The sequence below is a fragment of the Nocardia goodfellowii genome, from assembly GCF_017875645.1.
GTDB lineage: Bacteria > Actinomycetota > Actinomycetes > Mycobacteriales > Mycobacteriaceae > Nocardia > Nocardia goodfellowii.
In genome coordinates, this window is sequence record NZ_JAGGMR010000001.1 from 4599736 (window position 1) to 4625711 (window position 25976).

A 25976-nucleotide genomic window follows, 5' to 3' on the forward strand; every position below is an offset into this window, starting at 1 on the left:
GTGACCATGGATAACGCGAGCCGGCCCGCGGATACGGCCGCCCTCCGTGAGCGGGTCCAGCTGTGGGGTGCGCTGCGCCTGCTACTGGCATTGCCGATGATCTGCGTCAGCGTCGCCGTGGTCGGCGGTGTCGCGATGGTGTTCGGGCGAGTCGTCGCGGTGGTGGCGACCTTGCTGTGGATCGCGTCCGGGCTGGTGGCGTTTCTTCCCGCCGTTCCGGTCTGGATCGCGAAAACCCTGTTCGCCACCCGGGATCCGGAACCGCTCGAGTCGAGGGTGATCGATCCGGCGTGGGCGGCGGTGCTGGCCAAGGCCGGTGTTCCGGCTTCGACCGGCCCGATCCGGGTGCAACGCGATCGTGGCGTGGTCGCGCCGGGCGACCGGTTTGTCATGACGGTGCCGCAAAGTCTGGTGCACGGCGTGAGTGCTCGGCACCTCGAAGCGCTGCTGGCTCGTGAACTGGGGTATCACCTGGGCGGATCGGCGTCGTCGGCCCTGCTCGTGGCCTGGTATTCGTTGCCGGGCCGACTCGCCGTACGAGTGGGCACGCTCGCGATCCGCCTACTGCTCACCGCGACAAGGGCTTCGATCCAGGTGGCACTGTTCGCGAGATCCGGGGCGTCGAAGGCTTCGGTGCGGGCGTTCGACAGGGTGTCGATCTGGATAGCCGTCCTGTTCTTCGTACTGCCGACCATCGTGGTGTTCGCCGTGTACGTAGTGCCCGCCGTCGCGATCGGGATGGCGCTCGCGATCGGAATTGCGTACGGAGACTCCAAGATCCGTGCGAGAAGGTCCGCCCTCATCGATCGCTTCGCCATCGAACTCGGTTACGGCGACGAACTCGCTCAACTGTCGGCGATGAGCACATCATGACGGGCGCACTCGATTTCGATCGCGCGGGTTCGGCGTTCCAACCGACGGGGCTTGTCGGTTTCGAACGGGTGGCGATCGATGCGCCCGTGCGGGACGCGCAGCTCGACCATGCCCCGGTGTGGACCGAACCGGCCCCGCCGCAACACCTCGGGCACGGCCCGAACTACGCGAACGTGGCGGGCGGCCTGGTCATCGCGCTGGCGCTGGGGTGCGGTGGCGGGCTGGCGGCGCTCGCCGGTATCGCGTTCGGCGGGCTCGTGCTGCTGGCGAGCATCGCGTCCACGGCCGTCGCAATCGCCGTCTTGGCCGCGCGCGAGAGCAGGCGGCGCACCGAGTTGTCGGGCTGGCTGGCGACGGAGCGAGCGAAGTTCGCTGCCGCCCAAGACATTCGGATGCGCCGCGTACGGGAGCACGAGATGCGCGAATCGGAACGGGTCGTCAACGCGCCGATCTGGTATCCGATCGCGCCGCGCGGAGGTTTCAGGGGGCTGGATGTCTTCGGCGGCGGCACCGATGGCTGGCGCTGCCTGCTCGCGACGGTGGGCACTTCGCTGCTGCGGTCGGGTGCGCCGATCACGGTCCTGGACTTCACCGAGCGCGAATTGGCCGACGGCCTGGGCGCTTTCGCCGCCCAACTCGGGCATCCCGTCGTGCGGGTCGATCTGCCACGGGAGTGCGGGCCGCTCGATCTGTTCGGTCCGCTCGCGGTCGATGAGCTGGCCGAGGTGGTCGCGGAGTCGATCGCGGCGGCGCGGCGCACGCATCCCGACGTCGGCACGCTCCGCCGGCGCGCTGTCGAACTGGTCAAAGCTGTTGCCGGACAGCTGGATCCGGACCTGCCGGTGACTTTCGGGCGACTGGCGGCCGGACTGTCGATCCTGCGGCGCATCGCGCACGAGGACCCCCGGATCAGCGCGGCGGAGGCGGGCAGACTGAGCGGCATCATCGACATCGTCGGCACCGGTGATCGCATTCGCGAGGAAATGGAGTATCTGACGAGCCTGTTCGAACTGCTCGCCGACGGCGCGCCGGAATCGCTCGCCGAACCGCCGCGATGGCCGACGGCAGGGTTGCTCGTACTGTCCACGATGTCGACCCTCGACGAACGCAAGACGATGACCGATCAGTTCGTCTTCCACCGCGTTCTGCATGATCTCAGGCGATCCGCGGGCGCGACCGGCGAGCAGGTGCTGATCCTGGCGCTGCCGGACCATTTCGACGCGGCGAGCGTCAGCGCGCTGGCCCGCCACGCCGACCGGAACGGCGTCCGCGTGATTCTGCTGGCTCCGCATCTGCGGGATGAGATGGGGCAGCTGCTGGGCAGTTCGGGAAACCCCACTGTGCTGATGCGGCTGAACAACGCCGAGGGCGCCAAGGCGGCCGCCGAGTTCGTGGGTCGTGGCCACAAGTTCGTTCGCTCGCAACTGACCCGTCAGGACGGATCGACGTTCACCCATGGCTGGGGGACCGCACTCAACACGCAGACCAGCACGACGGATTCGTCCGGGACCTCCGAGGGGCGGGAGGGCTCGACGAGTTATTCCCAAGCCAGTGGATCCCCGGCGACCTACGGTCACTCGCGCGGTCGCTCGCGCGGAACGAACGAATCGACCAGTTGGTCACGCGCGCACTCGTTTACCGACTCGGTGAACGATTCGATCGCGGAATCCCGGTCCACCGGGGAGACCGACGCCCGGGTGTACGAGTACCTCATCGAGCCGACGACGGTGCAGGGACTCGAACCCACGGAATTCATCCTGGTCGATTCGGGGCGCAGCCGCAGGGTGGCGTTCGGAGACTGCAACCCCCGTTTCGCGTTCATGGCGCGCGTAGCCCGGCAGCCGAGGAGAATGTGATGACGCCGCTGCCGACTGAGCTGCGAGACCTGGTCCTGCACACTGTGATCGCCACGCCACGCCATCGCGCGCAACCGAAGGACACCACCCGGGAAGTCGAGATCGAAAGTCAGGTCCGCGCGCAGCTGTTCGCCGCGCTCACGGCCGCACATGCCCACCTGTCAGTAACCGAAGACAGTGCCGCCGTCGCGGTCGCGTGGGAGCGGTCTCCCGAGACCGGGACGCTGCGCGTGCTGGTCGGCGGAAGTCCGGCAACACCTTTTGCGGTGTCCTCCGATCGTCCGGGCGGTGGGGTGTCGCTGTCTTACCCGCCCGGCACGCACGCGGCGGAGGTCGGTGTCGATGCCACGCTCTCCACCTGGTCGCAGCTGAGCTGGACCAGGTGTCTGGGCAGCCAGGATCCGCTGTGGATTCCCGGCGCCGCCAACGACCGCTCGAACGCCCCGCGCCGGGGCGGGTTCGAAGACTATGTCGCCCATCTAAGGGATGCGTTCGTGTGGCTCGTTGTCGCACAGCCGGTTTCGGCGGGGGAGTTGCGCCGCGAATTCGAGCGGCTGCAGCGGCAGCTGCCGGTGCTGCGGTTGAAGGAGAACTCTGAAGCGGGACGAATCGCGGTAGCGCGCAGCGAATCCCGATTCCGGGAGCTGACCAGGGCCGAGCCTGCCGGGCTGTGGAACGTGCGGGTTCTCGTCGGCGCGACGGATGCCGCGAACTCCCGGTGCGCCGCGGCGTTGCTATGCAGTGCGGCCGACCTGCACGAGCACCCGTATGTGCTGCGACCCGAATCCGTGTCGGCGAGACTGGCCGACGCCTGGCTGCCGGCGGTGGACGGAGAACTCGGCTCACCGTTCCTGGCTACGAGCGAACTCCTCGCCGCGTTGGCCAGGCCGCCGCGTCGCGAGATCGCGGGTATCCGGGTGTACGAACCCGCGACGTTCGATCTGACGCCCGAGCAGGACGGCGAGCTACACCTCGGCGAGGTACTCGATGACGCCGACCAGACCGGTGTGCCGTTGCGGGTTCGGCTCGACACGATCAATCGGCACACCTTCGTGGCGGGGGCGACGGGATCGGGCAAGTCGCAAACCGTACGGCATCTGCTGGAGGGGCTGCACGCCGGTGGAGTTCCCTGGCTCGTCATCGAGCCGGCCAAGGCCGAATACGCCGGTATGGCGGGACGGATCGACGGAGCCGTGACCGTACTGCGGCCCGGTGACCCCGACGCGGAACCGGTCGGAATGAATCCGTTGCGGCCCGAGCCCGGATTTCCGCTGCAGACCCACATCGATCTGGTGCGGGCGCTGTTCCTCGCGGCGTTCGACGCGCACGAGCCGTTCCCGCAAGTGCTCGCGAAGGCATTGACGCGCTGCTACACCGATCTGGGCTGGAACACGGTCCTCGGCGAATCGGAGGTCGCCGGTTACGTGCCGAAATACCCGGATCTCGGCGACTTGCACACCACCGCCCTCGAAGTAGTCGAAGCGATCGGCTACAGCCGGGAGATCACCGACAACGTGCGCGGGTTCGTCGACGTCCGGATCAGTGCGCTGCGGCTCGGGACACCCGGAGTGTTCTTCGAGGGAAGATATCCGATCGATGTCGGAGATCTCTTGTCGCGCAACGTCATCCTCGAAATCGAGAATGTCGGCAACGATCAGGACAAGGCCTTCTTCATCGGCGTCGTGCTGATTCGGCTCTACGAACACCTCTGGACCCGAAACAAGAACGGGGGAGGCGCGGCAGGCCTCGCGCATGTCACTGTCGTCGAAGAGGCGCACCGGCTGCTGAAGAAGGCCGAGCCAGGGACGCCCGCCGCCCAGGGCGTCGAAATGTTCGCCGGGCTGCTGGCGGAAGTGCGTGCCTACGGCGAGGGCATCGTCGTGGCCGAGCAGATCCCGAACAAGATCACACCTGATGTCGTCAAGAACACCGCTTTGAAGATCGTGCACCGGCTGCCCGCCAAGGATGATCGCGAGGTCGTCGGCGGTGCGATGAATCTCGACGAGGAACAGTCACGGCACGTGGTGTCCCTGCCGCCCGGTCGCGCCGCTGTTTTCGCGGACGGGATGGACCGGCCCATCCGGGTGCTGATTCCGACCCGGGAAGCCGACGAGTCGCGTGCCCGCGTGACCCGCGAAATCGGAGTGCTCGGCAACCACGCACAGCTGCTGACCCTGCGGGAGATCCAAGCGGCACGGCGGGTGTCGAACGAGCCGCGCTTCGCGCTCTGGGTGGAGTTGCACACGGTCGCGCATCTCACGGGTTTCGCAGTGCCGCAACCGGACCCGGGGTGGATCGCGGGTCTGGTCGAAGCGATCCCGCCACCTCGGTGGCAAGAGGCCCTCCGCAACCGGTTCGAGCACGCGGTGCGCGACCGCTACATCGGGATCGCGGCCGACTACCAACCGGAATCGCTGACCGAGCATCTGATCGAATCCGCAACGGCCATAGCCGAATTCGGCGAGTGTCCGTGCCGGGAGCGAGACGACGAATACCGATGGCAGGCCGGTCAGTATCGGTGGTACGACATCTATCGGCAGCTCGCGGACGCTGTCGACACCGATGCCCGCCATCCGCTCACCGCGCGCTGGGCCGAACGCGGTATCGATCTGACGGCCGGGTCCACGATCGCCGAGCAGCGCGGGATTCTCGCGGCTGATCGAGTCTGGTGGAGCCCGCCGGTCAGCACCGTCGTCGGCAGCGGTACCGACACCACCATCGAGGTCCTCGTCGCCCAGCTCAGCAACGAGACCGGACTCCAGCGCCGCTTCGCCGCCGCCACCAGCCACCTCGCCCAGATCAGCTGGGCAGCAGCCGTTCTCGGCTTTTATACCCGGGACGACGGAACCGACGATAAGGAGAACTGAGATGAGCATCGATACACCGCACCCGACCGGCGGCGAAAACCATCCGGATCGATCGGGATCGGACCGGCCGAAACCGACGCCGCCGCCAGCCGGCGACGTCAGGGAGGCCATCCAGCGGCTGGAGAAGCCGATTCCGCCACGTGAGAGCCGGCCACCGCCCACGGCGACCGAGGACAATGGCCAGTCCCAGAAGCCCGGGTCCGATGTCGACCGCAAACCTGCGACAGCGCCCCGCCGCATGCATCCCTTCGGCGGCCAGCACGAGCCGGAATTGAGTGGCCCTGGTTCCGATCGCCTGGCGAATGCCGCCCCGAAATTGGATCAATTCAGGCACGGGTTCAAGGGAGACTCACCGAAAACCGTCTTCACCCAGCTGCCGGTGAATTCTATGACCGGTAAGCACGACAACAAGCCCGCCCCGGCGGCCGGGATGGACGTTTCGAATCTGTTTCTCAGCGGCGTATTCGCGGCTACCGCGGCGTACAAGCTCGTCTAAAGGTTTATAGACCGGCTACGGGGACGCTGAGGTCGGGTCATCGGGGGGCTCCGCGCTCCCCGAAACACGCTCAGGACACACCAGTTTCGACAACGGACGTCTCTCAGTCAGCGTGCGGCGTTGGAGACCAGAGCCCAGCCGCAGTCCCCTCCTCGACGTGCCTTCGGTAAGCGACGACCTTGTTGTGGATGATCTCCAGACTTGCCGTCAGTTCTGTGATCTTGTCTTGGACGGTCTTTTCGTGGTCCGCCAAAAGTGCGAGCCGCTCGCGCTCGTTGCCCGGCCCCGACCGCACAAGTTCAGCGAACCTCTTCACAGTGGCGATGGGCATGCCGGAGTCGCGCAGCCGGTTGCACAGCAGGAGCCACTCGACATCCGCCGAGCTGTAGATCCGCTGCCCGCCCGCCGTGCGGGGGATGGGGCGCAGGAAGAGCTCCTCGCGCTCGAAGAAACGTAATGCGTGGACACCGAGCCCGGTTGCTCTCGAGACGTCTCCGATGGAAAGACCATTCATGTGATCGCCGAAACCGTCCTCACAGCTTGACCTAGATCGCACTCTAGATCCTAGCGTCGAGCGCATGGCAATCACGCAGCAGCACAAGATCGGTTCCGGGTTCGGTGCCTCCAGCACGGCGGTCGAGGTCGTGGCCGACATCGATCTGACCGGTAAGACCGCTCTCATCACCGGCGGTTACTCGGGTCTCGGCAAAGAGGCCACCAAGGCACTGGTCCGCGCCGGAGCGCACGTCATCGTGCCCGCACGCCATCCGGAGGTAGCCCGAGCAGCATTGCGCGGCATCGCACGGACCGAAGTGACCGAGCTCGACCTGGGCAACCTCGACAGCATCCAGACCTGCAGCGACCGATTCCTCGACACCGGCCGCAGCATCGACATCGTGATCAACAACGCGGGCGTCATGGCCTACCCGCACCAGCTCATCGGTCCCGGCTGGGAAGCGCACTTCGCCATCAATCACCTCGGTCACTTCGCCCTGGTCAACCGGCTGCGCCCGGCCCTGGCTCGCACCGGAGCGCGCGTGGTTTCGGTCGCCTCGTCGGGACACTTCCTGACCGACATCCGCTGGGACGACATGCATTTCAGCCGCGGTTACGACCACTGGACCGCCTATGGGCAGTCCAAGACCGCCAACGCTTTGTTCGCCACCCATCTCGACGCACTCGGGGCGGCGGCCGGTCTGCATGCCTATGCGGTGCATCCGGGCAGTATCCTCACTCCGCTGCAACGAAACATTCCTCGCGAGGAACAGATCGCCCAGGGTTGGCTCACCCGAGACGGCCGCCACGCCTACGGTTTCAAAACCGCGGCGCAAGGTGCGGCGACAGCCGTATGGGCGGCGACCTCGCCACAGCTCGACCAACACGGCGGTGCCTATTGCCAGGACTGCGATATCGCCGAACTCGCCGACACCGACGACATGCTCATCGGCGGCGTAAAGCCGTGGGCTGTGGACCCCACCTCCGCGGCTCGCCTCTGGGCAGTGTCCAGTGAGCTCACTGGGCTGGACAGCTTCTCATAGCGAGGGGCGGTTACGAGCGCCGACGAGCTAACGGTCGATACTGCGCTTACGGATCGCTTCGGAGCCGGTGAGCTCCGGTGGGTCGAACGCACCACCATGCCAACGGTCGCATATTTGGCGTAGGGCGCCATCTGCTGGCACCGCTGGAGCCGCCGAACCAGCTTGTGAGGCGACTTTCTACCGTGGCATCCGCGAGGGCGGCGGCGTGAAACCAGTCGGCCACAGGGTCGAGTCGTCGTACAAAATCTCGCTCAGGTCCGCTTCGCGCAGGTTCGCCCCACTCAGGTTCGCGTGGATCAGGTTCGCCCCGCTCAAGAATGCCTCGCTCAGGTTCGCGTCACGCAGGTCCGCGTCGCGCAAGTTCGCCCCGATCAGTGCCGCCCGACTCAGGTCCGCGCCGCTCGAGTGCGCGCCGCTCAGGTTCGCCCCGAACAGTACCGCGCTGCTTAGGTCCGCGTCGCGCAGGTTCGCCCCGCTGAGGTTCGCTCTGATCAGGCCCGCGTTGCTCAGGTTCGCCCCGCTCAGGCCTGCCCCCCTAAGGTTCGCCGCGTTCAAGATCGCGTCGCGCAGGTTCGCCCCGTCCAGGCCCGCGTGCGTGAGGCAGGTTCCGTCGAGGTCTGGCTTGTCTGCTGTGCTCTCATTGGTGGTTTCTCGACGGCCGATGACGGTCAGGGCCGTTGCGATGTCGATTGGCCTCGCTGCTGTTGGATTTGTCGGACAGTCGGTTGCGGGTGCCTGGGTGCGAACGAATGCCGCGATTACCGCGAACACGGTGGCGTGGTCGTTCGGGGAGTCTTTGGCGAGGCGTTCGAGCAGGTAGATGCCTGAAATCCGGACGTTAATCTTTTCCGAGGCCAATTGTTCTGCGGCCAGGCGGAAGCGATCGGTGACCGCGGTCTGCTGGGAAAGTCCGTACTGGTTGTTGGTCGCGCGCAGGGACTGGTTGGTGAAGTAGAGAGCACCCACAGTGCCGGCCGCTACGACGACGGTGGCGATGGTAGTCATTCCGGCGCCGAGTTTGGGCCATCCCGGCCAATGCAGGAACCGGCCCGCTCGCGACGCGGGAGGCGCGGGCGGATCCGCCGGCTCCGGCTGCGGGCTCGCAGGAGCGGGCGGGCGCAGGGACCGGCCCCGGCCGGCAACCGGACCGCGTCGCGCGGAAGATCTTCCCCCCGTTGGCATTACCGGTCTCCTGTCGCGCGTAGGTGCTGCCAAGGTACCCGTCGTCCAGCGACGAAGTCAGCGTTCTCAGCAGCACAAGCAGCAATGGTAGAACCCCACAGACAGCATCCGGTATGGCCGCTCGGTGCTGAGGGTAGCAACCGGCAACGGAGGAAACGGGCATGTGCTTCCCTCGTTGCCGCATCGGTCAGGAATCGAGAAGCGCCGCTCCACAGAGGGTGTTTAGCGTGGTGACGGATCACTCGGATCGCGCAGATCAGGCGTCGATAGAAGCAAAGGAGCAACGGTGATGGCTACGGCATCGAAGTCCGGCGGACAGGGCAAGAAAGCTTCTTCGGAGGGATTCTCGGAGCTGGAACGCTCGGCGGTGAAGGAACGGGCCGCGGAGTTGAGGGCGCAGGCGCGGCGTGGTCGTGGCAAGGACAAGGCGGCGGCGGACGAAGCGGAGGTACTGGCGAAGATCGCTCAGATGCCGGAGTCGGATCGTGCGCTGGCTGAACGCGTGCATGCGATCGTGACCGCCGCAGCTCCAGAGCTCGCTCCGAAACTGTATTACGGGCAACCTGCCTATGCCCGAAATGGAAAGGTGGTGTGCTTCTTTCGCAGTGGCGAAGCGGACAAGGAGCGGTACTCGACGTTCGGGTTCAGCGTGGAGGCGAACCTCGACGAAGCGAGCGGCCTGTGGCCGACCTCGTATGCCCTGACAGAACTGACCGAGGACGCCTGGAAGGCGCTCGCCGACCTGGTCCGGCAGGCCGTGAGCTGACCGGATCCGGGCCCTGCGCCGTCGCGCGTGTGCGGACTCCCTCCTAGATTCGGTCGGTCGGCTCCTTCGTCAGGTCGAACTCCACCGAAATGGGTGAACTCGCGTCATACCCGGATCGCGTACACGCCGTGCCCGCCGTACACATAGGCCCTCTTGTCCGCGACCGCGACCGAACTGCTTGCTGCGGCGGGGTCGCGTTCCCATCGGGTTTCGTCCAGGGCGCTACCGTCCAGGGCCGCACCGATTTGGCATTCCCATCGGAGTGTGCCGGTGGCCGCGTCGAATGCGTGGACTTGGGATCTCCACACCGCGAATACGGTTCCGTCTGCGGCGAAAGGTGCCCCCAGGTGCCCTTTGCCACTGATTTTCGACCATCGCTTCCGGCCGGTTCTGCGGTCGAGGGATTCCAGCGCTGTGCTCGGAGCTCCGCCACCACCATAGTTTTCCGGCGCACCGCCCAAGACGATCGCATCCCCATCCGGGACGGCGTATTGCCCGCGGTCGGCACGGAATTCGCCGCGTTTGCCCAGAGTCCACAGTGGTACACCGGAGGCGAGATCGAAGGCCTGGATCTGCGGCTGCTGCAATTTGGCAACCACCACGGTGTCAGCGGCGATGGATGGCCGCTCGAGGGGGTCGTAATCGCTCCGATCGCCCACGGTGGCCCGCCACCGTATGGCGCCACTGGCGGCGTCCAGGACGAAGAGCGAATCGCCTTGGACTGCTGCGATAGCACCGTTTCCGGCAGTGAAGTACATGGAGCCGGGGGTGCCACTGTCGGTCCGAGTCGTCCAGCGTGGGGTACCGCTCGCGGCGTCGAGCGCGACAACTTCGAAGCCGGGCCGCGGCCCCTCCGCATAGATATAGGGCGGGTCGTTTGTGGCGCACAGGTTGTTGGTGCCCTTGGCGGCTCCGGTCGCCCATCGCCGCGCTCCAGTGGCCGCGTCGAATCCGATCAGTGCACTCTCGCCGTTGACGACCACGGTGCCATCCGCGAGGACAAGGACCTGTGACTGGCGCCCGGCGAGCTTGGTGCCGATGTCGACGCTCCATCGCACTGCGCCGGTTGCGGCGTCGAGCGCGTGCAGGCGGTTGTCCTGACCGCACAGGAAAACGCGTCCGTCGGCGACTATTGGCGGCGATCCGTCACTAGTTGTGTGGGGACGGATCTTGGATTGCCAAAGGATCTGTCCAGGTAGGGGTTTGGCCTGGGTCTTCGGCGTTTCGTCTGCACCCGCCAGCAGTTTTACCGCGGCATACCCGCCGCCGACGAGTGCGCCGGTGCCGAGCAAGCCTCCGATCAGCCCTTTGGCGAGCACGGTTCTGCGTCCCAGCGAAGTGGGACCCGAACTCGGGTGGGGCGAGTTCGGTAGGACATCCGCGACCTCGGCGGGCGCTCGGAACGATGGGGCCAGTGCCTGTCCGTACATCGATGTGGCTTCGAGCTGCCGGAGTATCTGTTCGGGCGTAAGCCGAGCGTCAGGATGTCCCGCGAGGCAGCCGGTGGTGACGAAGCGGAGTCTGGTTTCGGGTATGCCGGTGAGATCCGGTTGCTGGGTAGTAATGCGGTGCAGGAGGGCAGCAGCGTTGGCGTCGCCGAATGGGGGACGCCCCGTCAGGGCGTAGGAAAGCACAGCGCCCGTGGCGAATACGTCGGAGGCCGGTCCGCCCGGTTCGCCGGTGAGTTGTTCCGGCGACGTGAACGCCGACGGCGCGGGGTGCGGCGTGGGAAGACTGAAATCGTTTACCCGAGGGCCGGTTTCGGCGATGGTCACCGACTCGGGGGTGATGGCGCCGTGCGTCAGACCCGCGCCATGGATGGCGATCAAGGCCTGCGCGATACCGATGGCAATGTTCTCGACGGCCGGTAGGGGCAGTGGCCCCTGTTCGGTCACCAGCTCGCGCAGCGACGGGCCGGTAATGTATTCGGTCGCTATCCACGGCCGCGGAGCCTCTGCGTCCGCGTCCAGGACTGTCGGCACGAAGTCGCTGTGCACCGTTCGTGCGGCCGCGAAAACACGGGCGAGCTCGGCGCGGTCGCTGATATCGCGGTCCGAGTGCACCGTCTGGACTACGACATTCCCTGTGCCAGTGGCATAACCCAGGTAGGTATCGCCACGTGCATCGGAACCGAGCCGGCCGATCAGCGTGTACGGCCCGATCGTTGACGGATCGGCAGCCCGCAACGGCAGCGTGCGCGGGCCGGCCGGGGATGCGTCAACCGGGGAACCGGTTGGCAGCGAAATCGGTTGTGCCGGGGGTGTTTCCGTGCCCAGTGCCTTCGGTTGCTGCGCCGCCCGAGCGTGCTGCCAGCGTTGCACCTGGATGATCACTGCTCCGAGGCAGAATGCCGCGACCGCGAGCACACCTGCCCGGATGAATTCCACTGCTATCAGCCCGAACCCGCCCACCGGCGCGAACCCGTATATGACGTAACCAGCGGTCGTTTCCGTCCGCGTCGCGGGGAGGCTCAACACCAACGCGACGAACCCGAGTGCCCATCCGATCAGCAAGAACAACCACCACGCGGTTACCCATCCGCCGGTACGACGGCCGCGCAGATCCAACGCGTCCGGCGCTGTACGCGGGTCACTCGCGCGCCACACATCGGACATGATCGTGTGCGGGAACCAGACATTGACCACCGGGCAGAACCAGCCGCCGATCACCCAGCCGACGGAACGCCGATGGCGCGCGGCGCACATCGCCTCGGAATTGCGGCGCGCCCGCCACAACCACGTGATGACGGTGACTCCTGCGCCGAGTTGCATTATGGCCGAGGCGATTCCGGCCCAGGTGTAGGACTGCCACTCCGTGCGCGTCCCTCCCGGCTGCTTCCAGCTTTGCTCGAAATCCGCTAGCAGTACCCAGTCGACGATCGCGCTGACGAACATCATGACCACAGCCCCCGCGACCAGAGTGATCGCCCATACCCCCAGCATCCCGAAGGGACGTATCTGCTTGCCGTCGCGCACGATTGCCTGGTTCCACCCCATCGACATATTCCATTCCCTCCAAGTGCAGCGTGCCCCGACGAAGCCGGTGACTGTGTCGGATCACGTTGCCGCCGTACGGCATCGAGCCGACCGCTCTCGACCATGCAACCAGATCGAGGCAAATGGGCAACGTCGCACCGCCGATTCCTTAGTGGCAATCGCGTCGTGGGTCCCACGGACGCCGGGTGTAGCCGGGGGCGCAATGCGCCGAGCAACGTTCAGCGCCCTGAATCGCCTTCGGTAGGCGGGGTGAGCGCGGGACCCGTCTCGCGGGTGCACCACCAGACAATCGCGGTGATGACGGTGACGCCGAGGCTCGGGATGAGCTGGGTGGCGGAGCCGGCTCCGGCGGAGCGGTCGGCGAGCTCCGCGCCGAAGTCGATGCGCATCAGCGGTGCACCGAGGAACGCGACCGTATTCAGGACGGCGTGCAGGACGACCGCGATCTCCAAGCCACCGGTCCGCCAGGTGATGATCGCCAGGCACGTCCACAGCACGAAGTACCAGATATTGATGTAAGGGTCGGTGGACCCGTGCGCGGCGGTGAACAGTGCGCTCGAGACCAGAACTCCGGCGACCAGCCCGGCCCGGGAACTGCGCGTCCAGCTGCCGACGACCCGGAAGAGTAGTCCGCGAACGCCGTATTCCTCGCCCGTCGTCTGGAGGGGTGTGAGCAGGAGGGTGCCGACGAGAATGCCGATGAGGTCCATGCGAGACCAAGGCGCCTCGGTGCTCGGAGCGAAGAACCCGATCACATTGACCAGTACCCAGGCCGGGCCGAACACGATGAGCGCCTTGCCGAATAGATCGAACCGGAACCGGGAGGTCACCGAATGCAGTGAGGCGCCGGGGACACCGTAGAGCCAGCGTTGGATCAGCATGCTCCACGGGATGAGCAGCGCGAGGGCGATCAGGGACCCGGCGTGGTAGAGGGGGGTGTAGTCCGTGCCGCCGAGGATGGGCGGCGTGTTTCCCATCTGCATGTCGATGAGTCCGAGCGCCCGGCCGATGACGGTGGGAAAAAGAATGAATCCGGCTGCCAGGAGCACGATCGCGAGAATGCCGCGACCGATGCGGCGCTTGGCCCCTGCGAGGACTCGGTGGTACTCCACCCCACCGGGAACGGATTCCGAGCGGCGCGGTTCGCCGGGACCGAGGAGCCACCCCGTGGTGGGCATCGTCGCTGTCATGGGTGGTTTCTCCTTGGTGATCGGTGTCGAGCGGCGGTGTGTGCCGCGAACGATGTGCGTGTGCCGACGCACTAGCACACTGTGCTAGTCAGCACGCTAGCACAGTGTGCTAGTCGGCTGAGAAACGTGCACCGTAGCTATCCGGCGAAGGGATGACAGTGGGATCGCGGGAGAAGAGCCTCCGCGCGGCGGCCGAGATGATCGCCGGGGACATGACGGCGCACGCAGCTATCGATGGGCATCTCGCGGTTCTAAGCCACCGATTGCGAGTTAGCTTATGCTAACCTCACCTCCTGTCCGCCTGTTTTGCCTGTTCGGAACCGGTGCAGGGCAGTGGAATCGAACTGTGAGATAGGGATCGGCGTTGCACTCTTCACCCGCAAGACCACAAAAGCGTTCGATATGGCGAATCGCCGCCGTAGGAATGGTGGCAACCGCGACGCTGTCCGGATGCTCGGATCGAGTCTCGGAGTCCGCGGATGCGACCACGGGTCGTGCCGGATCCATCCAAGTGGTCGACCAGCGCGGCAAGCCGGTGACGATAGACGGTGCCGTAGACAAGATCGCGTTCGCGGTCATTCCGGCACCGTCGATCTTCGCGGCGGTCGATCGCAGCTACGACCGGATCGTCGGGATCAACCAGTCGACCCTGGTGGCGAACAAGGGCGGTATGTTCTCGACCATCTTCCCGGCCTCGGCGAACTCGAAGGTCATCGCCGGATCGAACTTCGTCCCCAATATCGAGACCCTGCTCCAACTCGACCCGGATGTCGTTGTGCAGTGGGGTGATCGAGGTCCCGACGTCATCGATCCGATCGAGAACGCCGGATACCCGGTGGTCGGTTTGAAGTACGGCACCCAGGAAGATCTGGAGAGCTGGATCACTCTCTTCGCCGATATCGCGGGCAAGCCCGAACGCGGCAAGGAGTTGGTCGGCTGGCATCACGCGGAAATCGCCGCGACGCGTGCCGATGTGGCCGCCGAAACGACACCGCGGCCCCGTGCCATGATCCTCTCGCGCACCGGCGAGGCCTATTCGACGACGAGCCCGAAGGGATACGACGGCTTCCAATTCGACTTGGTCGGAGCGGATCTCGTGACCAAGGGGTTCGTCTCCGACGCCGCTCAGGTCACTCCCGAGCAGATCCTCACCTGGAACCCCGAGGTGATCATGCTCAGCGGATTCGACGAAAGCACGCCCGCCGAAATCTATGCCGATCCCCGGCTCGCGGGAGTCAGCGCCGTGCAGAACCGGCGGGTGTACAAGACGCCCCTCGGCGCGTACCGCTGGCAGGTGTCCAGCATCGAATCGCCGCTGATGTGGCAGTGGATGCAGGAGGTGCTCTACCCGAACACCGCGGGCACCGACATGCGCGCGAACATTCGGACAAGTTTCGACAATCTGTTCGGTTACAAGATCTCCGAGCAGGAGATCGATCAGGTGCTGCGGCTCGATCTCAACGCGAATTCTGCGAACTATGACCATTTCCGCGGCTGAAATCGATACTGCGACAGCGACTCCCGTCACAGCTGAGGTCGCGCGGCCGTCGAAGTGGCGGGCCGCCGCGGTGATGCTCGCGCTGGGTGTGATCCTCGTCGGCATCGCGATCTTCGCCCTGGCGGTCGGCAGGTATTACGTTCCGCCCAACGAGGTCGCACGACTGCTATTGGGCCAGGTGTTCCCGATTCGGGAGACCTGGCTTCCCCAGGAACGCAGCGTGGTGCTCGACATCCGGCTACCGCGCGTGCTGCTTTCGATGATCCTCGGCGCCGGACTGGCCTTGACGGGTGCGGTCATGCAGGCGGTATTCCGGAACCCCTTGGCCAGCGCACAGATGCTCGGGGTGTCCTCCGGCGCCTCCTTCGGCGGAGTGCTGATGCTGATGGGCGGCATCGGCGGTGCCTACCTCGTCGGCGGTGCGTTCGCCGGTGGTGTGCTGGCCCTTGCTCTCGTGTTGCTGATATCCCGCGCCACCCCGGGATCCCCGCTGCTGATGATCATTCTCGGCGGCACCGTCATCGGCGCGATGTTCCAGGCCATGGTGTCGTTCATTACCTACATCGCCGACCCGTACCGGGAACTCCCGGCGATCGTGTTCTGGCTCTTGGGTTCGCTGGCCACGGCCGGCTACGGCAAAGTGCTGCTGGCTCTGGTACCGATCGCGATCGGCGCCTCGGTGGTGATCGCACTGCGCTGGCGGTTGAACATCCTGGCGATGGGTGATGAGGACGCGCAGGCACTGGGGCTGCGGCCCGCGCGTATGCGGCTGCTGTTGCTCGCGTGCGTCGCGCTGATCACCGCGGGGTCGGTGGCGGTCGCCGGCGTGATCGGCTGGGTCGGGCTGATGGTGCCGCATCTGGTCCGGATGATGGTCGGCACCGATAACCGGATCGTGGTGCCGATGAGCGCACTGCTGGGCGCGTCCTATCTGACCTTGATCGACACGCTGTCGCGGACACTGAGCACCGCGGAGATCCCGATCGGGATTCTCACCGCGATGGTCGGTGCGCCGTTCTTCGTCCTGCTGTTGATTCGTAATCGACGACAGCTGTGGGGTTGATGATGATCGAGGCTCGTTCTATCTCGTTCCGCTATTCGGGAAAGGGGCCGTGGATCTTTCGGGACGTCTCGGTGGATGCGCGGCCCGGGGAAGTGCTCGCGGTTCTCGGCCCGAACGCTCGGGGCAAGACCACCATGCTCAAATGCCTGTCCGGCCTGGTGCCACCTACGGAAGGTGCGGTCGACCTCACGGGACATGTCGGTTTCGTTCCCCAGAGCCATGCGGTTGTCTTCTCGTTCTCGGTGCTCGACACCGTGCTGATGGGCCGTGCTCACCGCATCAAGTTCTACGGTGCGCCGACCCGCGCCGATCGCGACGCCGCGGCGGCGGCACTGGCTCGCGTGGGGATCACACACCTTGCCGACCGCGACTACGCCCGCCTCAGCGGTGGCGAACGGCAAATGGTCCTCATCGCCCGGGCGCTCGTATCCGACTGCGACACAGTCGTTCTCGATGAACCGGTGTCGGCGCTGGATCTGCGCAATCAAGCTCGGGTACTGACATTGCTGCGAACGCTCGCCGACGAGGGCATGGCGGTGGTCATGACGACCCACCATCCCGACCACGCATTGCATATCGCCGAGCGGGTGGTGTTGCTGGTCGACGCCGACGACCAGCGCGTGGGCCCGACCCGAGAGCTGTTGACCGACAAGGTATTGAGCGAATTGTACGAACTCACCATCACAACCGCCGATGTTCAGACCCCGGGAGCGTTGCGCCGGTTGATCGTTCCCGACTTCGGCCCCGGTGTGTCGTGACGGTGCTGCGTGCGGTCATGGAACCGGGCAGTTCCGAGGTGGCCGGCTGGCGGCAGCTGGACGTATATGATCTGCCCGACGCCGATCTCGCCACCGTCACCGGTATCTACCTCGCCGCGGACATCGATCAGGAATTCCTCGCGGAGCACCGAAAGTGGTTGGCGCGCTTCGTCGCCGATGGCGGCCGGGTGGTGGTCAACGGTCATGTGCAGCGAGTCTTCCTGGACGGCCTCACCCGATGGCGGAAACTCGACTTCCGCAAACCCGCGGATCTCGCGCTGACGCGCGTGTCGGAGCATCCGGTGTGGGCGGGCTTCGATCCGCGGGTGTTTTTGTACAACACCGGCACGCCCGGACCGCTGCCGTTCGAGGAGCTCGAGCGGATCGGCGTCGCCGGATTCTACGGGCGCGGTTACTATCTCGACCTTCCGGACGAGGCGCGAGTCATTCACACCATCGGACCGACGGCTTGCCCGATCGACTATGTCTACCCGCTCGCCGCGGGAGAGGTGCTGGTACACGGCGGAAATGATCTCCTGCAGTTCGCCGATGCCGATCGTGGCACCAGTGCCCTTGCCGGACAGCTGCTGTCGTGGTTGGGGCAGCGATGAGCGGCATCGTCTTCCTCCATGGCGGATCGCACGCGCAGTTGGCCACCCTGGCCGATCCGGCCTTGGCGCCGTACCGAATTCGGCCGGTGCATATTCGCCGACTGGACCCGGCCGCCGTGGCCGATGCCGATGTAGTGGTGGTCAGCGATCGACTTCGCCCGGACTTGCTGATCCCTCGATCGCCGGTACTGCTGCAATGTCTGACACGCGGTGCGACCGTCGTGGTTTTCGGCGAGAACTCCGTGGGCGCATGGTTACCCGGCGTGGGGGAGGAGGCCCGGCCGACCGTCTTCTGGTGGTGGCGAACCGGCGAGGATTCCCGAATCCGGTTGCGTGAACCGGAGCACCCGGCCTGGTCGCACTTCGACGACCGCGCGGTGATCTGGCACTACCACGGTGTGCTGGAGCCGCCACCGGGTGCGGTGAGCCTGGTGGATCTCGACACCGGCACCGGCGAGCGCGACGGATCGCTGCTCTATATCGACGAGCACAGCACGCCGGGTCGGCTGCTGGTCACCACGATGGACCCGGTTTATCACCATGGCTCCGGTTTCATGCCCGGCGCAACCCAATTGCTGTACTCCGCGTTGCTGTGGGCGACGCGAAGCCGATAGGAGATGACATGCCGCTGATCGTCCGCGAAGGCACCACCGATGTGGACTTCACCTTCGAAGAGTTGATGAAGTACCACGGTCCCTACTTCCCCGGCGGAGTCGCGCACGGCTTCACCGCGATGCGGGTGGCCCTGCCATTGCTGGCACCCGTAGTGCAACGTCGAGAAGTGCTGGTGCGGACCGCATTTCGTGGACCGGGTGGGCGCGACGCCGTCGAGATGGTGCTGCGCGCCGGTACCGACGGCCGATACACCGTCACCCCGGAACTGGAGAAACCCGAACGCGGACTGGTGCTGGAGCGCTACGTGTGGGAATTCGGATACCGCGACGCCACGGTGACCGTGCAGTTGGCCGACAACGGCTTCGTCGTCGAAGAGTTCATCGCGCAGTGGAAGGCGTTGAGAATTGCAAGGCGTCCGGCGGCGCCCGCCAAAAAGGCAGGAGTGATACGCCGACGAAAATCCTCACGCCGTACTTCGATCATCTCTGTCAAAAGATTACGAAGATCGAGCTTCCCGACCGCGTCCTGGGTCGCGACTGCAAAAAGATCTGATACATCCGCCCGTGCTCGCCGGCGGACGAGTCAGCCGATCATGGACGCCCAGACCATTCAGCTGCCGGAATTCGCGCTCCGGCCGAGCTGCCGATGTTTTCGGGCGCGCCGTCACGAGGGCGCGCCGAGGGGGTTCGCTGGATTGTTACCCTGGGAGCCGGGTTCGGTTCGGGTGTCATGGTGCTCGATCCGGTTCCTGTCATCCACTCCAGACCCCGGTGGATTTCCTCGCTCCGATTCCACATCGCGAGGCGGGCGATTGTTGTCTTCCTCGCTGGTTCTCGAGGTGTGGAAACACTCTGACGGTGAAGGAGATCGGCGATGATGCAGAAGAAAGATCTGGCCGGGATCGCGATGTTCAAGGCCGCGGCCAGTGGACCGAATGGTGACTGCGTGGCGTTCGGGATGCTGTCCGACGGGTCGGTCGCGGTATTCAACACCCGAGACGAAGACGCCGCCCCGGTGCTGGTGTTCACGCCCGCGGAATGGGAGGCCTTCTTGGAGGGTGCCCGCACCAACCGTTTCATTCCGGTGTAAATCGGTGCTATAGGCCTGAGTTCGGGGGTTCGCCGGCGCGTTTCTCAACCGGCTGTTCTCACCGTGCCGGGTGCTGCCCGGGCGGGAGAGTGTGCGCTGTCGAGTTCTCCCGCCCGGCCGTATCCGGGTACAGCGTCGGCCTCGACTGCGGTCCTGTGCTCGGACTTCAGCGGCGGTCGCTATCGGGCCGAATCGCCCGCCGCCACGATGCCGCGAGCGCGCCGAGCAGGGCTGTGAGCAGGATCAGCGCCAGGAAGAGTTGTCCGTGCACGGGATGAGTGGGCCGTCGCTCTATCACTACTACGCCGGTCTCGAGGCGCTGGTGGGTGCGGTGACCGCGGACTTCTTCGACGAGTTGGCCGCCGCGATGGAACAGGTTCGCGACGCCCGCGCCGAAGCGCCTGTCGGCGAGCGCATCCTGGCGGTCTGCCGAGCCATGCGCACCTGGGCGATCACCCACCCGGCGGAGTTCGGCTGGATCTTCGCCTCCCCGATCACGCCATCGAATCGGCAACCGGATTCCGAACGCCATGCGGCAGGGCAGAGATTCGAACGGGTCCTGCTGGATCTGACGATCGAGCTCTGGCGGACGCGCCCGTTTCCGGTCCCGGATCTGACGAATCTGCCCGCATCCTTACGCGAGCAGCTGATCGCGTACTCCGACCGCGAACCGGTCTACGAGGAATGTCTGCGCGACCTCACCGGCATCCTCGGCCTGGTGCCAGCGCCAGACCGACCGGCCGCATAGGATTCGAGCCCACCGCTCATCTGCGGTCCGCACGCACGGGGCACCGCCCCGGCCAAAGCACCGTATCTGTTCGGAAACCGGCGCGAACGCGCGGCACCGATCCGACGCAGGCGCTCAACATTATGGTCTACGAGACTTCGGCGGGGTGTGGCCCGGTCTGGAGCGCGCGGACAAGCCGACCGAGGAGCAGGCGGGCGTGCAGACCGGTTACGGCATCAAGATGACGGGGCGGGGGCAGGCCAACGCGGCGAGCGCCTTGCGCGACGCCGTCCTGCATCGCTGACACTGCGATATGCGCGGTCTGCGGCCGAATCGAAGACGCACACCGATAAACTCAGTCGTTCGCCTTGCCCGCACACCTCCGCAGCACCCACGATCCGCAACAGAGTGGAAAGGTGCAAAAATGCCGACAAATAGTATCGATCGACCGGTGGTCGTCGGCGTCGATGCCTCGGAGTCCGCTATTCGGGCGGTGGCCTGGGCGGCGGTCGATGCGGCGCGGCATAAATCGCCTCTGCATCTGGTTTTCGCCGTACCGGTGGAAACACCGTTGGACGACAGCCCGACTCGGCTTTACTACGATCAGTACCGGCACACGGCCGAGCAAGCACTGGCAGATGCCGCGCGATCGGCCGCTGCTATCGCCGCACCATTGGGTGGGGTCACGACGCGGACATTCCTTATCGATGAACCGCCCATTCCGACATTGTGCGCACTGGCCGGGACGGCGCGCTTCGTGGTCGCCGGCTCCCGTGGGGTAGGCGCCTATCGGCGCATCGCGCTCGGTTCGGTCAGTACCGCCCTCTCCCGGCATGCGCGTGGCCCGGTCGTGATCGTCCCCGATCACGAACTTCCGACGGCGCACGGTCCGGTCGTGGTCGGGGTCGACGGCTCGTCCGACAGTATCCGAGCGGTCGAGGTCGCATTCGATCAAGCATCCCGGCGCGGTGCCGACCTCGTCGCGGTACACGCGTGGAATCCATTGGACTACAACGGATCTCGCACCGCCGACCAGGCAGATCAAGTGCTCGCCGACGCGGTCGCGTACTACGTCGAGCAATACCCGGGCGTGCGGCTTACCCGTATGGTCGTCGAGGACCGGCCGGTGAAAGCCTTGCTCGAGGCTGCCGAATCGGCCCAGTTGATCGTCGTCGGCAGCCATGGCACGGGCGGGTTCACCGGAATGACCCTCGGCTCGGTCGGTCAAGCCCTGCTTCCGGTGACGCCCTGCCCGATCGCGATCATCCGCTCCCGCCACTGACACCGGTCGTTCCAATCTGCCGACCTCGGGTCGGCAGATGCTCCGGTATCGTCGGAACAGCTGTGCGATTCGCCGATCGAGATCCGATTTTCAGGAACTGCGAGAGGAGTTGCTAGTGCTGCACACCGATATACCGACGTCCAGAGAAATCGCCGGGCTCGCGGATGCCACCGGTGATTGTTGTGTTTCGATCTATACGCCCACCGAACCATCCTCCGCAGCACGCGAGGAAAACCGCATCGCATTCCAGAACCAGGTTCGCGAAGCGGTCGAATTGGTCGATGACAAAGCGAAGCGGATCGCTCTCGAGGAGCAGTTCGACGACCTGATGGACGATGCGGATTTCTGGCGATTTCTGGCCAACACGCTGGTTGTCTTCGCGACCCCGACTTGGATGCGAATCTTCCGGATCCCGAACCGCCTCGCCGCCGCGGTCACCGTGGACAACCGGTTCTTGCTCAAGCCGCTGCTGCGTGCGACCACTTTCGCCCAGACAGCATTCGTGCTGGCACTGTCGGAAGGCTCCGCCCGTCTCGTCGAGATCACACCCGACAGCCCGGTTCAGGATGTCCGCGTTCCCGAAATGCCCTCGAGTGCCGCCGATTACGCGCGCCGGGCGTCGCTCACCGACCGCTCACCGAAGGGCCGGATCCAGGGCGGGGAGGGCAAGAAGGTGCTCATCCGCCAGTACGCCCGCGCGGTGGACCGAGCGCTGCGCGACACCCTGGCCGGGGAGGACATTCCCTTGATCTTGGCTGCTCCGGAGCCGGTCGGGGCAATGTTCCGGGCGGTCAACCGGTATCCGGGCCTGCTCGACGAAACGATTACCGGAAATCCGGAACATCTGCGCGACGTCGACCTCGACAGCCGGGCACGGGAGATCCTCGATCGGCACTATGCCGCGGAACTCGCTGATCTCCGCCAGGTATTCGAGGAATCTCGCGGTGACGGTCGCGCCACCGCGGACGTCGCTGATATCGCGCGGGCCGCGACCTTCGGCAATGTCGATACGGTCATGCTGAACATCGAAGACATCGAGCCCGGCACGATTTCGCCGGATACCGGAGCGGTCGACTTCGCCCCGGATTCCGAAATCAATACACCGGGTGTCCTCGACGAGGTCGCGCGCCGGGTGCTGGCTTCCAGTGGAAGGGTATTGGCGCTGCGCAGCGAGGAGATTCCCGATGGAGCGTCCGCTGCCGCGATCCTGCGTTATCCGATGCCCGGCTGACGCGCCGTCCATGCAATCGGACCCCTGCGTGATCAAAAGGTTTTCTGCCCCCTGGCTCGAACGAGGCTAGGCTTGGGCGTTGTTCCAGAAAGGGTCGAACCTAGAGTAAGGAGCAATCGTGACTGCAACGCTGCCCAAAAGCGCTATCTCGGGCACACTCGGCAAGGCCGAAACCAAGGTTGTCGGCGTCGTCCTGCAGGAGGCACTCACCAATCTGATCGATTTGAGCCTCACCTCCAAGCAGGCGCACTGGAATATCGTCGGCCCGAACTTCCGTTCAGTCCATCTGCAACTGGACGAACTCGTCGCCGACGCCCGGGAGTTTTCCGACTCGGTCGCCGAACGCGCTGCCGCGCTGGGCATCTCGCCGGATGGGCGGCCCGCCACTGTCGCCGCCGACGCCGCGGACTTTCCGACGGGGTATCTGGCCGACAGCGAGGTCGTCGAGCTGATCGTGTCCCGACTGGACGCCGGCATCCGCCAGCTGCGTAAGCACATCCAAGCCACCGAGACCGCCGACCCGGTCACCCAGGATTTGCTCATCGGCATCGCCGCCAAGCTCGAAGAGCACCACTGGATGTTCCAAACCCAAACAGCCCGGCGCTGACCGCGCGGTTGGCCCCGAAGCCGGTCGCGACGTATACGCCGCGACCGGCGCTCGCGTTGTCAGCGGATGGAAAACCCACCAGCCCATAGCTTTCGAGTGTCAACGGCGACAATCCGGAAGGCGACCGATGAGCACCCGCCCCGACGATCCCCACCGTCTAGCCTCCGCGCCGATCGTCGTCGGCACCGATGGTTCCGAGGGCGCCGAGCGGGCGGTGCGGTGGGCGGCAGAGATCGCCGCACGCCGCGGGCGGCGGCTGCTCATCGCGCACGGCCTCGATATCGCGGCAAGTCAAGCCTTGATCGCCGCGTCCGGCATCGTCGCACCCGTCGGCCAGATCACCGGAGCCAGGGCCGAGCGAGTGCTCGACAGCGCCCGCCGACTGGCGTTACTGGCTGCTCCCGGTATCGAAATAGAAACCGAGACCTCTGACCTCAGTCCGGGAAAACTCCTGGTCGAGTTGTCCGAGTCGGCGAACCTCGTCGTCCTCGGCGGCACCGGACGGGCGGGCACCCTGGCACATCTCGGCTCCACAGTGCTCGCGGTCACCAGCCGGGGCCACGGCGACATCGTTGTGATCCGCGCCGCGCCCGGCCAGGAGCCCCGCACCAGCGGGCCGGTCGTGGTCGGCGTGGACGGCGGGCCGGTCAGCTCGGCCGCCGTCGCGACCGCCTTCGCCGCTGCGGCCGAACGCGGCACCGATCTGGTCGCGGTCCATTGCTGGAGCGAATGGCACTACGGCGAAATCCTTGATGAAGCCCGGGCGGCCGCTCTTCAAAAGACCCTGGAAGCGGAGGAGGACGCCGTACTCGCGGAGCGGCTCGCGGGTTGGAGCGAGAAATACCCCGACGTACAGCTGACCCGCGACGTCTCGGTCTCGGGACCGACGGACCGCTTGCTGCACTGGTCGACATCGGCGCAACTTGTCGTGGTCGGCAGCCGTGGCCGCGGCGGGTTCCGCGGTCTGCTGCTCGGCTCGACCAGCAGCTTCCTGGTCCAGCGTGCGGAGTGCCCGGTTCTCGTCGCACACCCGTGAGCCTTCACCCAGGAGAAAGGACCGGATCAGATGTCCGCACATCCTGCCCACCAGGCGATCGTCGTCGGTGTCGACGGCTCCGAACAGGCTGAAGCCGCTGTCCGGTGGGCCGCGGCCGATGCCGCCCGAAGTCGAGCACCGCTGCACCTGATCGCCGCGATCGGACTGCCCATCGACTACGCGTTCAGCTGGCGGGTGCCGATCGACGACACACCCCTTCGTCGCGAGGCCGCCGAAAAGCTCGCGCTCGCGGTCCGCATCGCCACCGAGGCAGCGGCGCCCGACACCATTACCACTGAAATCACCGATGCCCCACCGATACCGGTGCTGCTCGATCATTCCGAAAACGCCCGCATGGTGGTCGTCGGTGCCCGTGGGCTCGGCGCAATCCGGCGCCGGTTGCTCGGTTCGGTCAGCTCGGCTCTGGCTCGGCACGCCCAGTGCCCGGTCGCGATCATCCCCGGTGTCGAGGAGTACTGCACCGGTCCGGTCGTCGTGGGCGTCGACGGCTCACCCACCAGCAACGCGGCCCTCGCGATAGCCTTCGATGAAGCCGTGCGACGGCACGCCGACCTGGTCGCGGTCACCACCTGGTACGACCCCGGCTACTACACGCCGCGGGCCGAAATCGCGGCCCTCGCCCAGGCCTGTTCGGCCGACAGCTTGGCCGGCTACGCGCAGAAATACCCCGACGTCACAGTGCGGCCGGTCGTCGCGGAGGCCGACCCCGCCGACCAACTCGTCACCGAAAGCCGAGATGCACAGCTGATCGTCGTGGGCAGCCGCGGACGCGGCGGCTTCGCGAGAATGACGCTCGGATCGGTCAGCGAAGCGGTCCTGCATCGTGCCGAGGTCCCGATCCTCATCGTCAGACCGAGCACCCCGGGCTAGGTAATCCGATCAAGTCCAGGTGACGCCTGCTCGAACCATTCCTCGGCGCGCGCCAGCTGATCGGACCTGCCGATGTGCGGCGTTGTAGCGACGAGGTGCACTGGGAAACGGTGGGGTGGAAGACCAGTGGGGGCCAACAGCCTATTTCTTTCAGTCCGGTCCGCAGTTGGTTCGGACCGGGCTCAGTCCTGCCACGACCAGTCCGAACAACTGCTCTGCTCGGGCGGCGGGTTCGGGGTGGTGCTCGGTGACCAGAGCGATGCCGACGATCACCGTGATCAGGTCAACGACAGCGACATTTTTCGCCACCGCGCCGTCCTGAATTGCGCGGCGCAGCAGAGGTTTTCCCGCATCTTCCAGCGCTGCCGAACAGGCGTTGTCGTGCACCGGATCGGACCCGGCGTCGTAGGCCAGCGCAGCCGCCAGGCCCCGAGCGCTAACGCAGTAGTCAACGACTTCGGTCAGCCATTCCAGCAGTGCGCTCCGGCTGTCGCCTGTACCGGTCAAGTCGTGGGCGCGGGCGCACAGGGCCTCGATCCGTTTCCGGGAGACCGCCTCCAGCAGTGCGTGGCGGGTGGGAAAGTGCCGGCGCACGGTCGCCGAGCCGACCCCCGCGATGCGGGCGATCTGTTCCAAGGAGGCACCGGCACCGTGGGCAGCGACCTCCTGCTCGGCCACGGCGAGGACCCGCGCGTAGTTGCGGCGAGCGTCCGCACGCTGCTGTTCGGGCATGGCATCACCTCCGGTCTTGCCAAAACGGCGGGTCCCGCCATATCGTAGCGGAACATAAATGGCGGCCCCCGC

General features: G+C 65.9%; 25 protein-coding genes. 20 read left to right on the forward strand and 5 right to left on the reverse strand.

The features are described 5' to 3' along the window. Positions 1-6 precede the first annotated feature (6 nt). Genes BJ987_RS21170 through BJ987_RS21185 form a run of 4 tightly spaced genes read left to right on the forward strand, consistent with a single transcriptional unit; the run spans position 7 to position 6092 of the window. Positions 7-873, forward strand: coding sequence for a hypothetical protein (locus tag BJ987_RS21170; protein WP_209892882.1), 867 nt, complete (start codon positions 7-9; stop codon positions 871-873). Continuing rightward, a complete protein-coding gene (locus tag BJ987_RS21175) occupies positions 870-2729 on the forward strand; it encodes a hypothetical protein (protein WP_209892885.1) in 1860 nt (619 codons plus the stop codon). The genes BJ987_RS21170 and BJ987_RS21175 overlap by 4 nt, the downstream gene beginning before the upstream one ends. After that, a complete protein-coding gene (locus tag BJ987_RS21180; protein ID WP_209892888.1) occupies positions 2729-5596 on the forward strand; it encodes an ATP-binding protein in 2868 nt (955 codons plus the stop codon). Before BJ987_RS21175 ends, BJ987_RS21180 begins: the two co-directional genes overlap by 1 nt. Position 5597: 1 nt before the next feature. Next, the gene (locus BJ987_RS21185; RefSeq protein ID WP_209892891.1) at positions 5598-6092 is read left to right on the forward strand and encodes a hypothetical protein; all 495 of its coding nucleotides are present in this window, start codon (positions 5598-5600) and stop codon (positions 6090-6092) included. 103 nt (positions 6093-6195) lie between these two features. Here the strand turns inward: BJ987_RS21185 and BJ987_RS21190 are convergent, their stop codons facing one another. Then, the gene (locus BJ987_RS21190; RefSeq protein ID WP_209892894.1) at positions 6196-6606 is read right to left on the reverse strand and encodes a MerR family transcriptional regulator; all 411 of its coding nucleotides are present in this window, start codon (positions 6604-6606) and stop codon (positions 6196-6198) included. Positions 6607-6670: 64 nt separating this feature from the next. On the opposite strand from BJ987_RS21190, the gene BJ987_RS21195 reads away from it, so the two are divergent. Continuing rightward, entirely contained in the window at positions 6671-7630 is a 960-nt protein-coding gene (locus BJ987_RS21195) for an oxidoreductase (protein WP_209892896.1), read from the forward strand. A gap of 177 nt (positions 7631-7807) precedes the next feature. Here the strand turns inward: BJ987_RS21195 and BJ987_RS21200 are convergent, their stop codons facing one another. Beyond that, positions 7808-8635 (reverse strand): pentapeptide repeat-containing protein, encoded by an 828-nt coding sequence (locus BJ987_RS21200; protein WP_209892899.1) that lies wholly within the window; start codon positions 8633-8635, stop codon positions 7808-7810. 466 nt (positions 8636-9101) lie between these two features. On the opposite strand from BJ987_RS21200, the gene BJ987_RS21205 reads away from it, so the two are divergent. Continuing rightward, positions 9102-9578, forward strand: coding sequence for an iron chaperone (locus BJ987_RS21205; RefSeq protein WP_209892902.1), 477 nt, complete (start codon positions 9102-9104; stop codon positions 9576-9578). A gap of 104 nt (positions 9579-9682) precedes the next feature. Here the strand turns inward: BJ987_RS21205 and BJ987_RS21210 are convergent, their stop codons facing one another. Continuing rightward, positions 9683-12574, reverse strand: coding sequence for an outer membrane protein assembly factor BamB family protein (locus BJ987_RS21210; protein ID WP_209892904.1), 2892 nt, complete (start codon positions 12572-12574; stop codon positions 9683-9685). A gap of 218 nt (positions 12575-12792) precedes the next feature. After that, positions 12793-13764: a CPBP family intramembrane glutamic endopeptidase gene (locus BJ987_RS21215; protein ID WP_245366064.1), complete on the reverse strand. Its 972-nt coding sequence runs from the start codon at positions 13762-13764 to the stop codon at positions 12793-12795. Positions 13765-14191: 427 nt separating this feature from the next. Here BJ987_RS21215 and BJ987_RS21220 point away from each other — a divergent pair, with 427 nt between their 5' ends. From BJ987_RS21220 to BJ987_RS21285, 14 genes are all read left to right on the forward strand, one after another. After that, positions 14192-15262: an ABC transporter substrate-binding protein gene (locus BJ987_RS21220; RefSeq protein WP_209892906.1), complete on the forward strand. Its 1071-nt coding sequence runs from the start codon at positions 14192-14194 to the stop codon at positions 15260-15262. Beyond that, positions 15243-16325 carry a FecCD family ABC transporter permease gene (locus BJ987_RS21225; protein ID WP_209892909.1) on the forward strand — a complete coding sequence of 361 codons (1083 nt, stop codon included), beginning with the start codon at positions 15243-15245 and terminating at the stop codon, positions 16323-16325. Before BJ987_RS21220 ends, BJ987_RS21225 begins: the two co-directional genes overlap by 20 nt. Positions 16326-16396: 71 nt before the next feature. Continuing rightward, positions 16397-17083: an ABC transporter ATP-binding protein gene (locus BJ987_RS21230; RefSeq protein ID WP_307869701.1), complete on the forward strand. Its 687-nt coding sequence runs from the start codon at positions 16397-16399 to the stop codon at positions 17081-17083. Continuing rightward, positions 17080-17694 (forward strand): hypothetical protein, encoded by a 615-nt coding sequence (locus BJ987_RS21235; protein WP_209892914.1) that lies wholly within the window; start codon positions 17080-17082, stop codon positions 17692-17694. The genes BJ987_RS21230 and BJ987_RS21235 overlap by 4 nt, the downstream gene beginning before the upstream one ends. Then, positions 17691-18308, forward strand: coding sequence for a hypothetical protein (locus tag BJ987_RS21240; RefSeq protein ID WP_209892917.1), 618 nt, complete (start codon positions 17691-17693; stop codon positions 18306-18308). Before BJ987_RS21235 ends, BJ987_RS21240 begins: the two co-directional genes overlap by 4 nt. 8 nt (positions 18309-18316) lie before the next feature. After that, positions 18317-19186, forward strand: a complete 870-nt coding sequence (locus BJ987_RS21245) for a hypothetical protein (RefSeq protein ID WP_209892919.1) — start codon at positions 18317-18319, stop codon at positions 19184-19186. Beyond that, positions 19183-19398 (forward strand): DUF397 domain-containing protein, encoded by a 216-nt coding sequence (locus BJ987_RS21250; RefSeq protein WP_245366065.1) that lies wholly within the window; start codon positions 19183-19185, stop codon positions 19396-19398. The genes BJ987_RS21245 and BJ987_RS21250 overlap by 4 nt, the downstream gene beginning before the upstream one ends. 274 nt (positions 19399-19672) lie before the next feature. Beyond that, the gene (locus BJ987_RS21255; protein WP_209892922.1) at positions 19673-20146 is read left to right on the forward strand and encodes a TetR/AcrR family transcriptional regulator; all 474 of its coding nucleotides are present in this window, start codon (positions 19673-19675) and stop codon (positions 20144-20146) included. 145 nt (positions 20147-20291) lie between these two features. Continuing rightward, entirely contained in the window at positions 20292-20429 is a 138-nt protein-coding gene (locus tag BJ987_RS21260; RefSeq protein ID WP_209892925.1) for a hypothetical protein, read from the forward strand. Between the two features lie 120 nt (positions 20430-20549). Beyond that, a complete protein-coding gene (locus BJ987_RS21265; protein ID WP_209892927.1) occupies positions 20550-21407 on the forward strand; it encodes a universal stress protein in 858 nt (285 codons plus the stop codon). A 115-nt stretch (positions 21408-21522) separates the two neighbouring features. Further along, positions 21523-22638, forward strand: coding sequence for a baeRF11 domain-containing protein (locus BJ987_RS21270; protein WP_307869702.1), 1116 nt, complete (start codon positions 21523-21525; stop codon positions 22636-22638). 118 nt (positions 22639-22756) lie between these two features. Beyond that, the gene (locus tag BJ987_RS21275) at positions 22757-23245 is read left to right on the forward strand and encodes a Dps family protein (RefSeq protein WP_307869703.1); all 489 of its coding nucleotides are present in this window, start codon (positions 22757-22759) and stop codon (positions 23243-23245) included. A gap of 127 nt (positions 23246-23372) precedes the next feature. Beyond that, complete coding sequence (locus tag BJ987_RS21280; protein WP_209892930.1) at positions 23373-24281, forward strand: universal stress protein; 909 nt, start codon at positions 23373-23375, stop codon at positions 24279-24281. 30 nt (positions 24282-24311) lie between these two features. Beyond that, positions 24312-25172: a universal stress protein gene (locus BJ987_RS21285; protein ID WP_209892932.1), complete on the forward strand. Its 861-nt coding sequence runs from the start codon at positions 24312-24314 to the stop codon at positions 25170-25172. A gap of 150 nt (positions 25173-25322) precedes the next feature. Here the strand turns inward: BJ987_RS21285 and BJ987_RS21290 are convergent, their stop codons facing one another. Then, the gene (locus tag BJ987_RS21290; protein WP_209892935.1) at positions 25323-25904 is read right to left on the reverse strand and encodes a TetR/AcrR family transcriptional regulator; all 582 of its coding nucleotides are present in this window, start codon (positions 25902-25904) and stop codon (positions 25323-25325) included. Positions 25905-25976: the final 72 nt, after the last annotated feature.

What these genes read in the sequence shown, in the direction of transcription:
- BJ987_RS21170 (WP_209892882.1), top strand. Translation starts at nt 7, where the DNA reads ATGGATAACGCGAGCCGGCCCGCGGATACGGCCGCCCTCCGTGAGCGG.
- BJ987_RS21175 (WP_209892885.1), top strand. Translation starts at nt 870, where the DNA reads ATGACGGGCGCACTCGATTTCGATCGCGCGGGTTCGGCGTTCCAACCG.
- BJ987_RS21180 (WP_209892888.1), top strand. Translation starts at nt 2,729, where the DNA reads ATGACGCCGCTGCCGACTGAGCTGCGAGACCTGGTCCTGCACACTGTG.
- BJ987_RS21185 (WP_209892891.1), top strand. Translation starts at nt 5,598, where the DNA reads ATGAGCATCGATACACCGCACCCGACCGGCGGCGAAAACCATCCGGAT.
- BJ987_RS21190 (WP_209892894.1), bottom strand. Translation starts at nt 6,606, where the DNA reads ATGAATGGTCTTTCCATCGGAGACGTCTCGAGAGCAACCGGGCTCGGT.
- BJ987_RS21195 (WP_209892896.1), top strand. Translation starts at nt 6,671, where the DNA reads ATGGCAATCACGCAGCAGCACAAGATCGGTTCCGGGTTCGGTGCCTCC.
- BJ987_RS21200 (WP_209892899.1), bottom strand. Translation starts at nt 8,635, where the DNA reads ATGACTACCATCGCCACCGTCGTCGTAGCGGCCGGCACTGTGGGTGCT.
- BJ987_RS21205 (WP_209892902.1), top strand. Translation starts at nt 9,102, where the DNA reads ATGGCTACGGCATCGAAGTCCGGCGGACAGGGCAAGAAAGCTTCTTCG.
- BJ987_RS21210 (WP_209892904.1), bottom strand. Translation starts at nt 12,574, where the DNA reads ATGGGGTGGAACCAGGCAATCGTGCGCGACGGCAAGCAGATACGTCCC.
- BJ987_RS21215 (WP_245366064.1), bottom strand. Translation starts at nt 13,764, where the DNA reads ATGACAGCGACGATGCCCACCACGGGGTGGCTCCTCGGTCCCGGCGAA.
- BJ987_RS21225 (WP_209892909.1), top strand. Translation starts at nt 15,243, where the DNA reads ATGACCATTTCCGCGGCTGAAATCGATACTGCGACAGCGACTCCCGTC.
- BJ987_RS21240 (WP_209892917.1), top strand. Translation starts at nt 17,691, where the DNA reads ATGAGCGGCATCGTCTTCCTCCATGGCGGATCGCACGCGCAGTTGGCC.
- BJ987_RS21245 (WP_209892919.1), top strand. Translation starts at nt 18,317, where the DNA reads ATGCCGCTGATCGTCCGCGAAGGCACCACCGATGTGGACTTCACCTTC.
- BJ987_RS21250 (WP_245366065.1), top strand. Translation starts at nt 19,183, where the DNA reads ATGATGCAGAAGAAAGATCTGGCCGGGATCGCGATGTTCAAGGCCGCG.
- BJ987_RS21255 (WP_209892922.1), top strand. Translation starts at nt 19,673, where the DNA reads ATGAGTGGGCCGTCGCTCTATCACTACTACGCCGGTCTCGAGGCGCTG.
- BJ987_RS21265 (WP_209892927.1), top strand. Translation starts at nt 20,550, where the DNA reads ATGCCGACAAATAGTATCGATCGACCGGTGGTCGTCGGCGTCGATGCC.
- BJ987_RS21280 (WP_209892930.1), top strand. Translation starts at nt 23,373, where the DNA reads ATGAGCACCCGCCCCGACGATCCCCACCGTCTAGCCTCCGCGCCGATC.
- BJ987_RS21285 (WP_209892932.1), top strand. Translation starts at nt 24,312, where the DNA reads ATGTCCGCACATCCTGCCCACCAGGCGATCGTCGTCGGTGTCGACGGC.
- BJ987_RS21290 (WP_209892935.1), bottom strand. Translation starts at nt 25,904, where the DNA reads ATGCCCGAACAGCAGCGTGCGGACGCTCGCCGCAACTACGCGCGGGTC.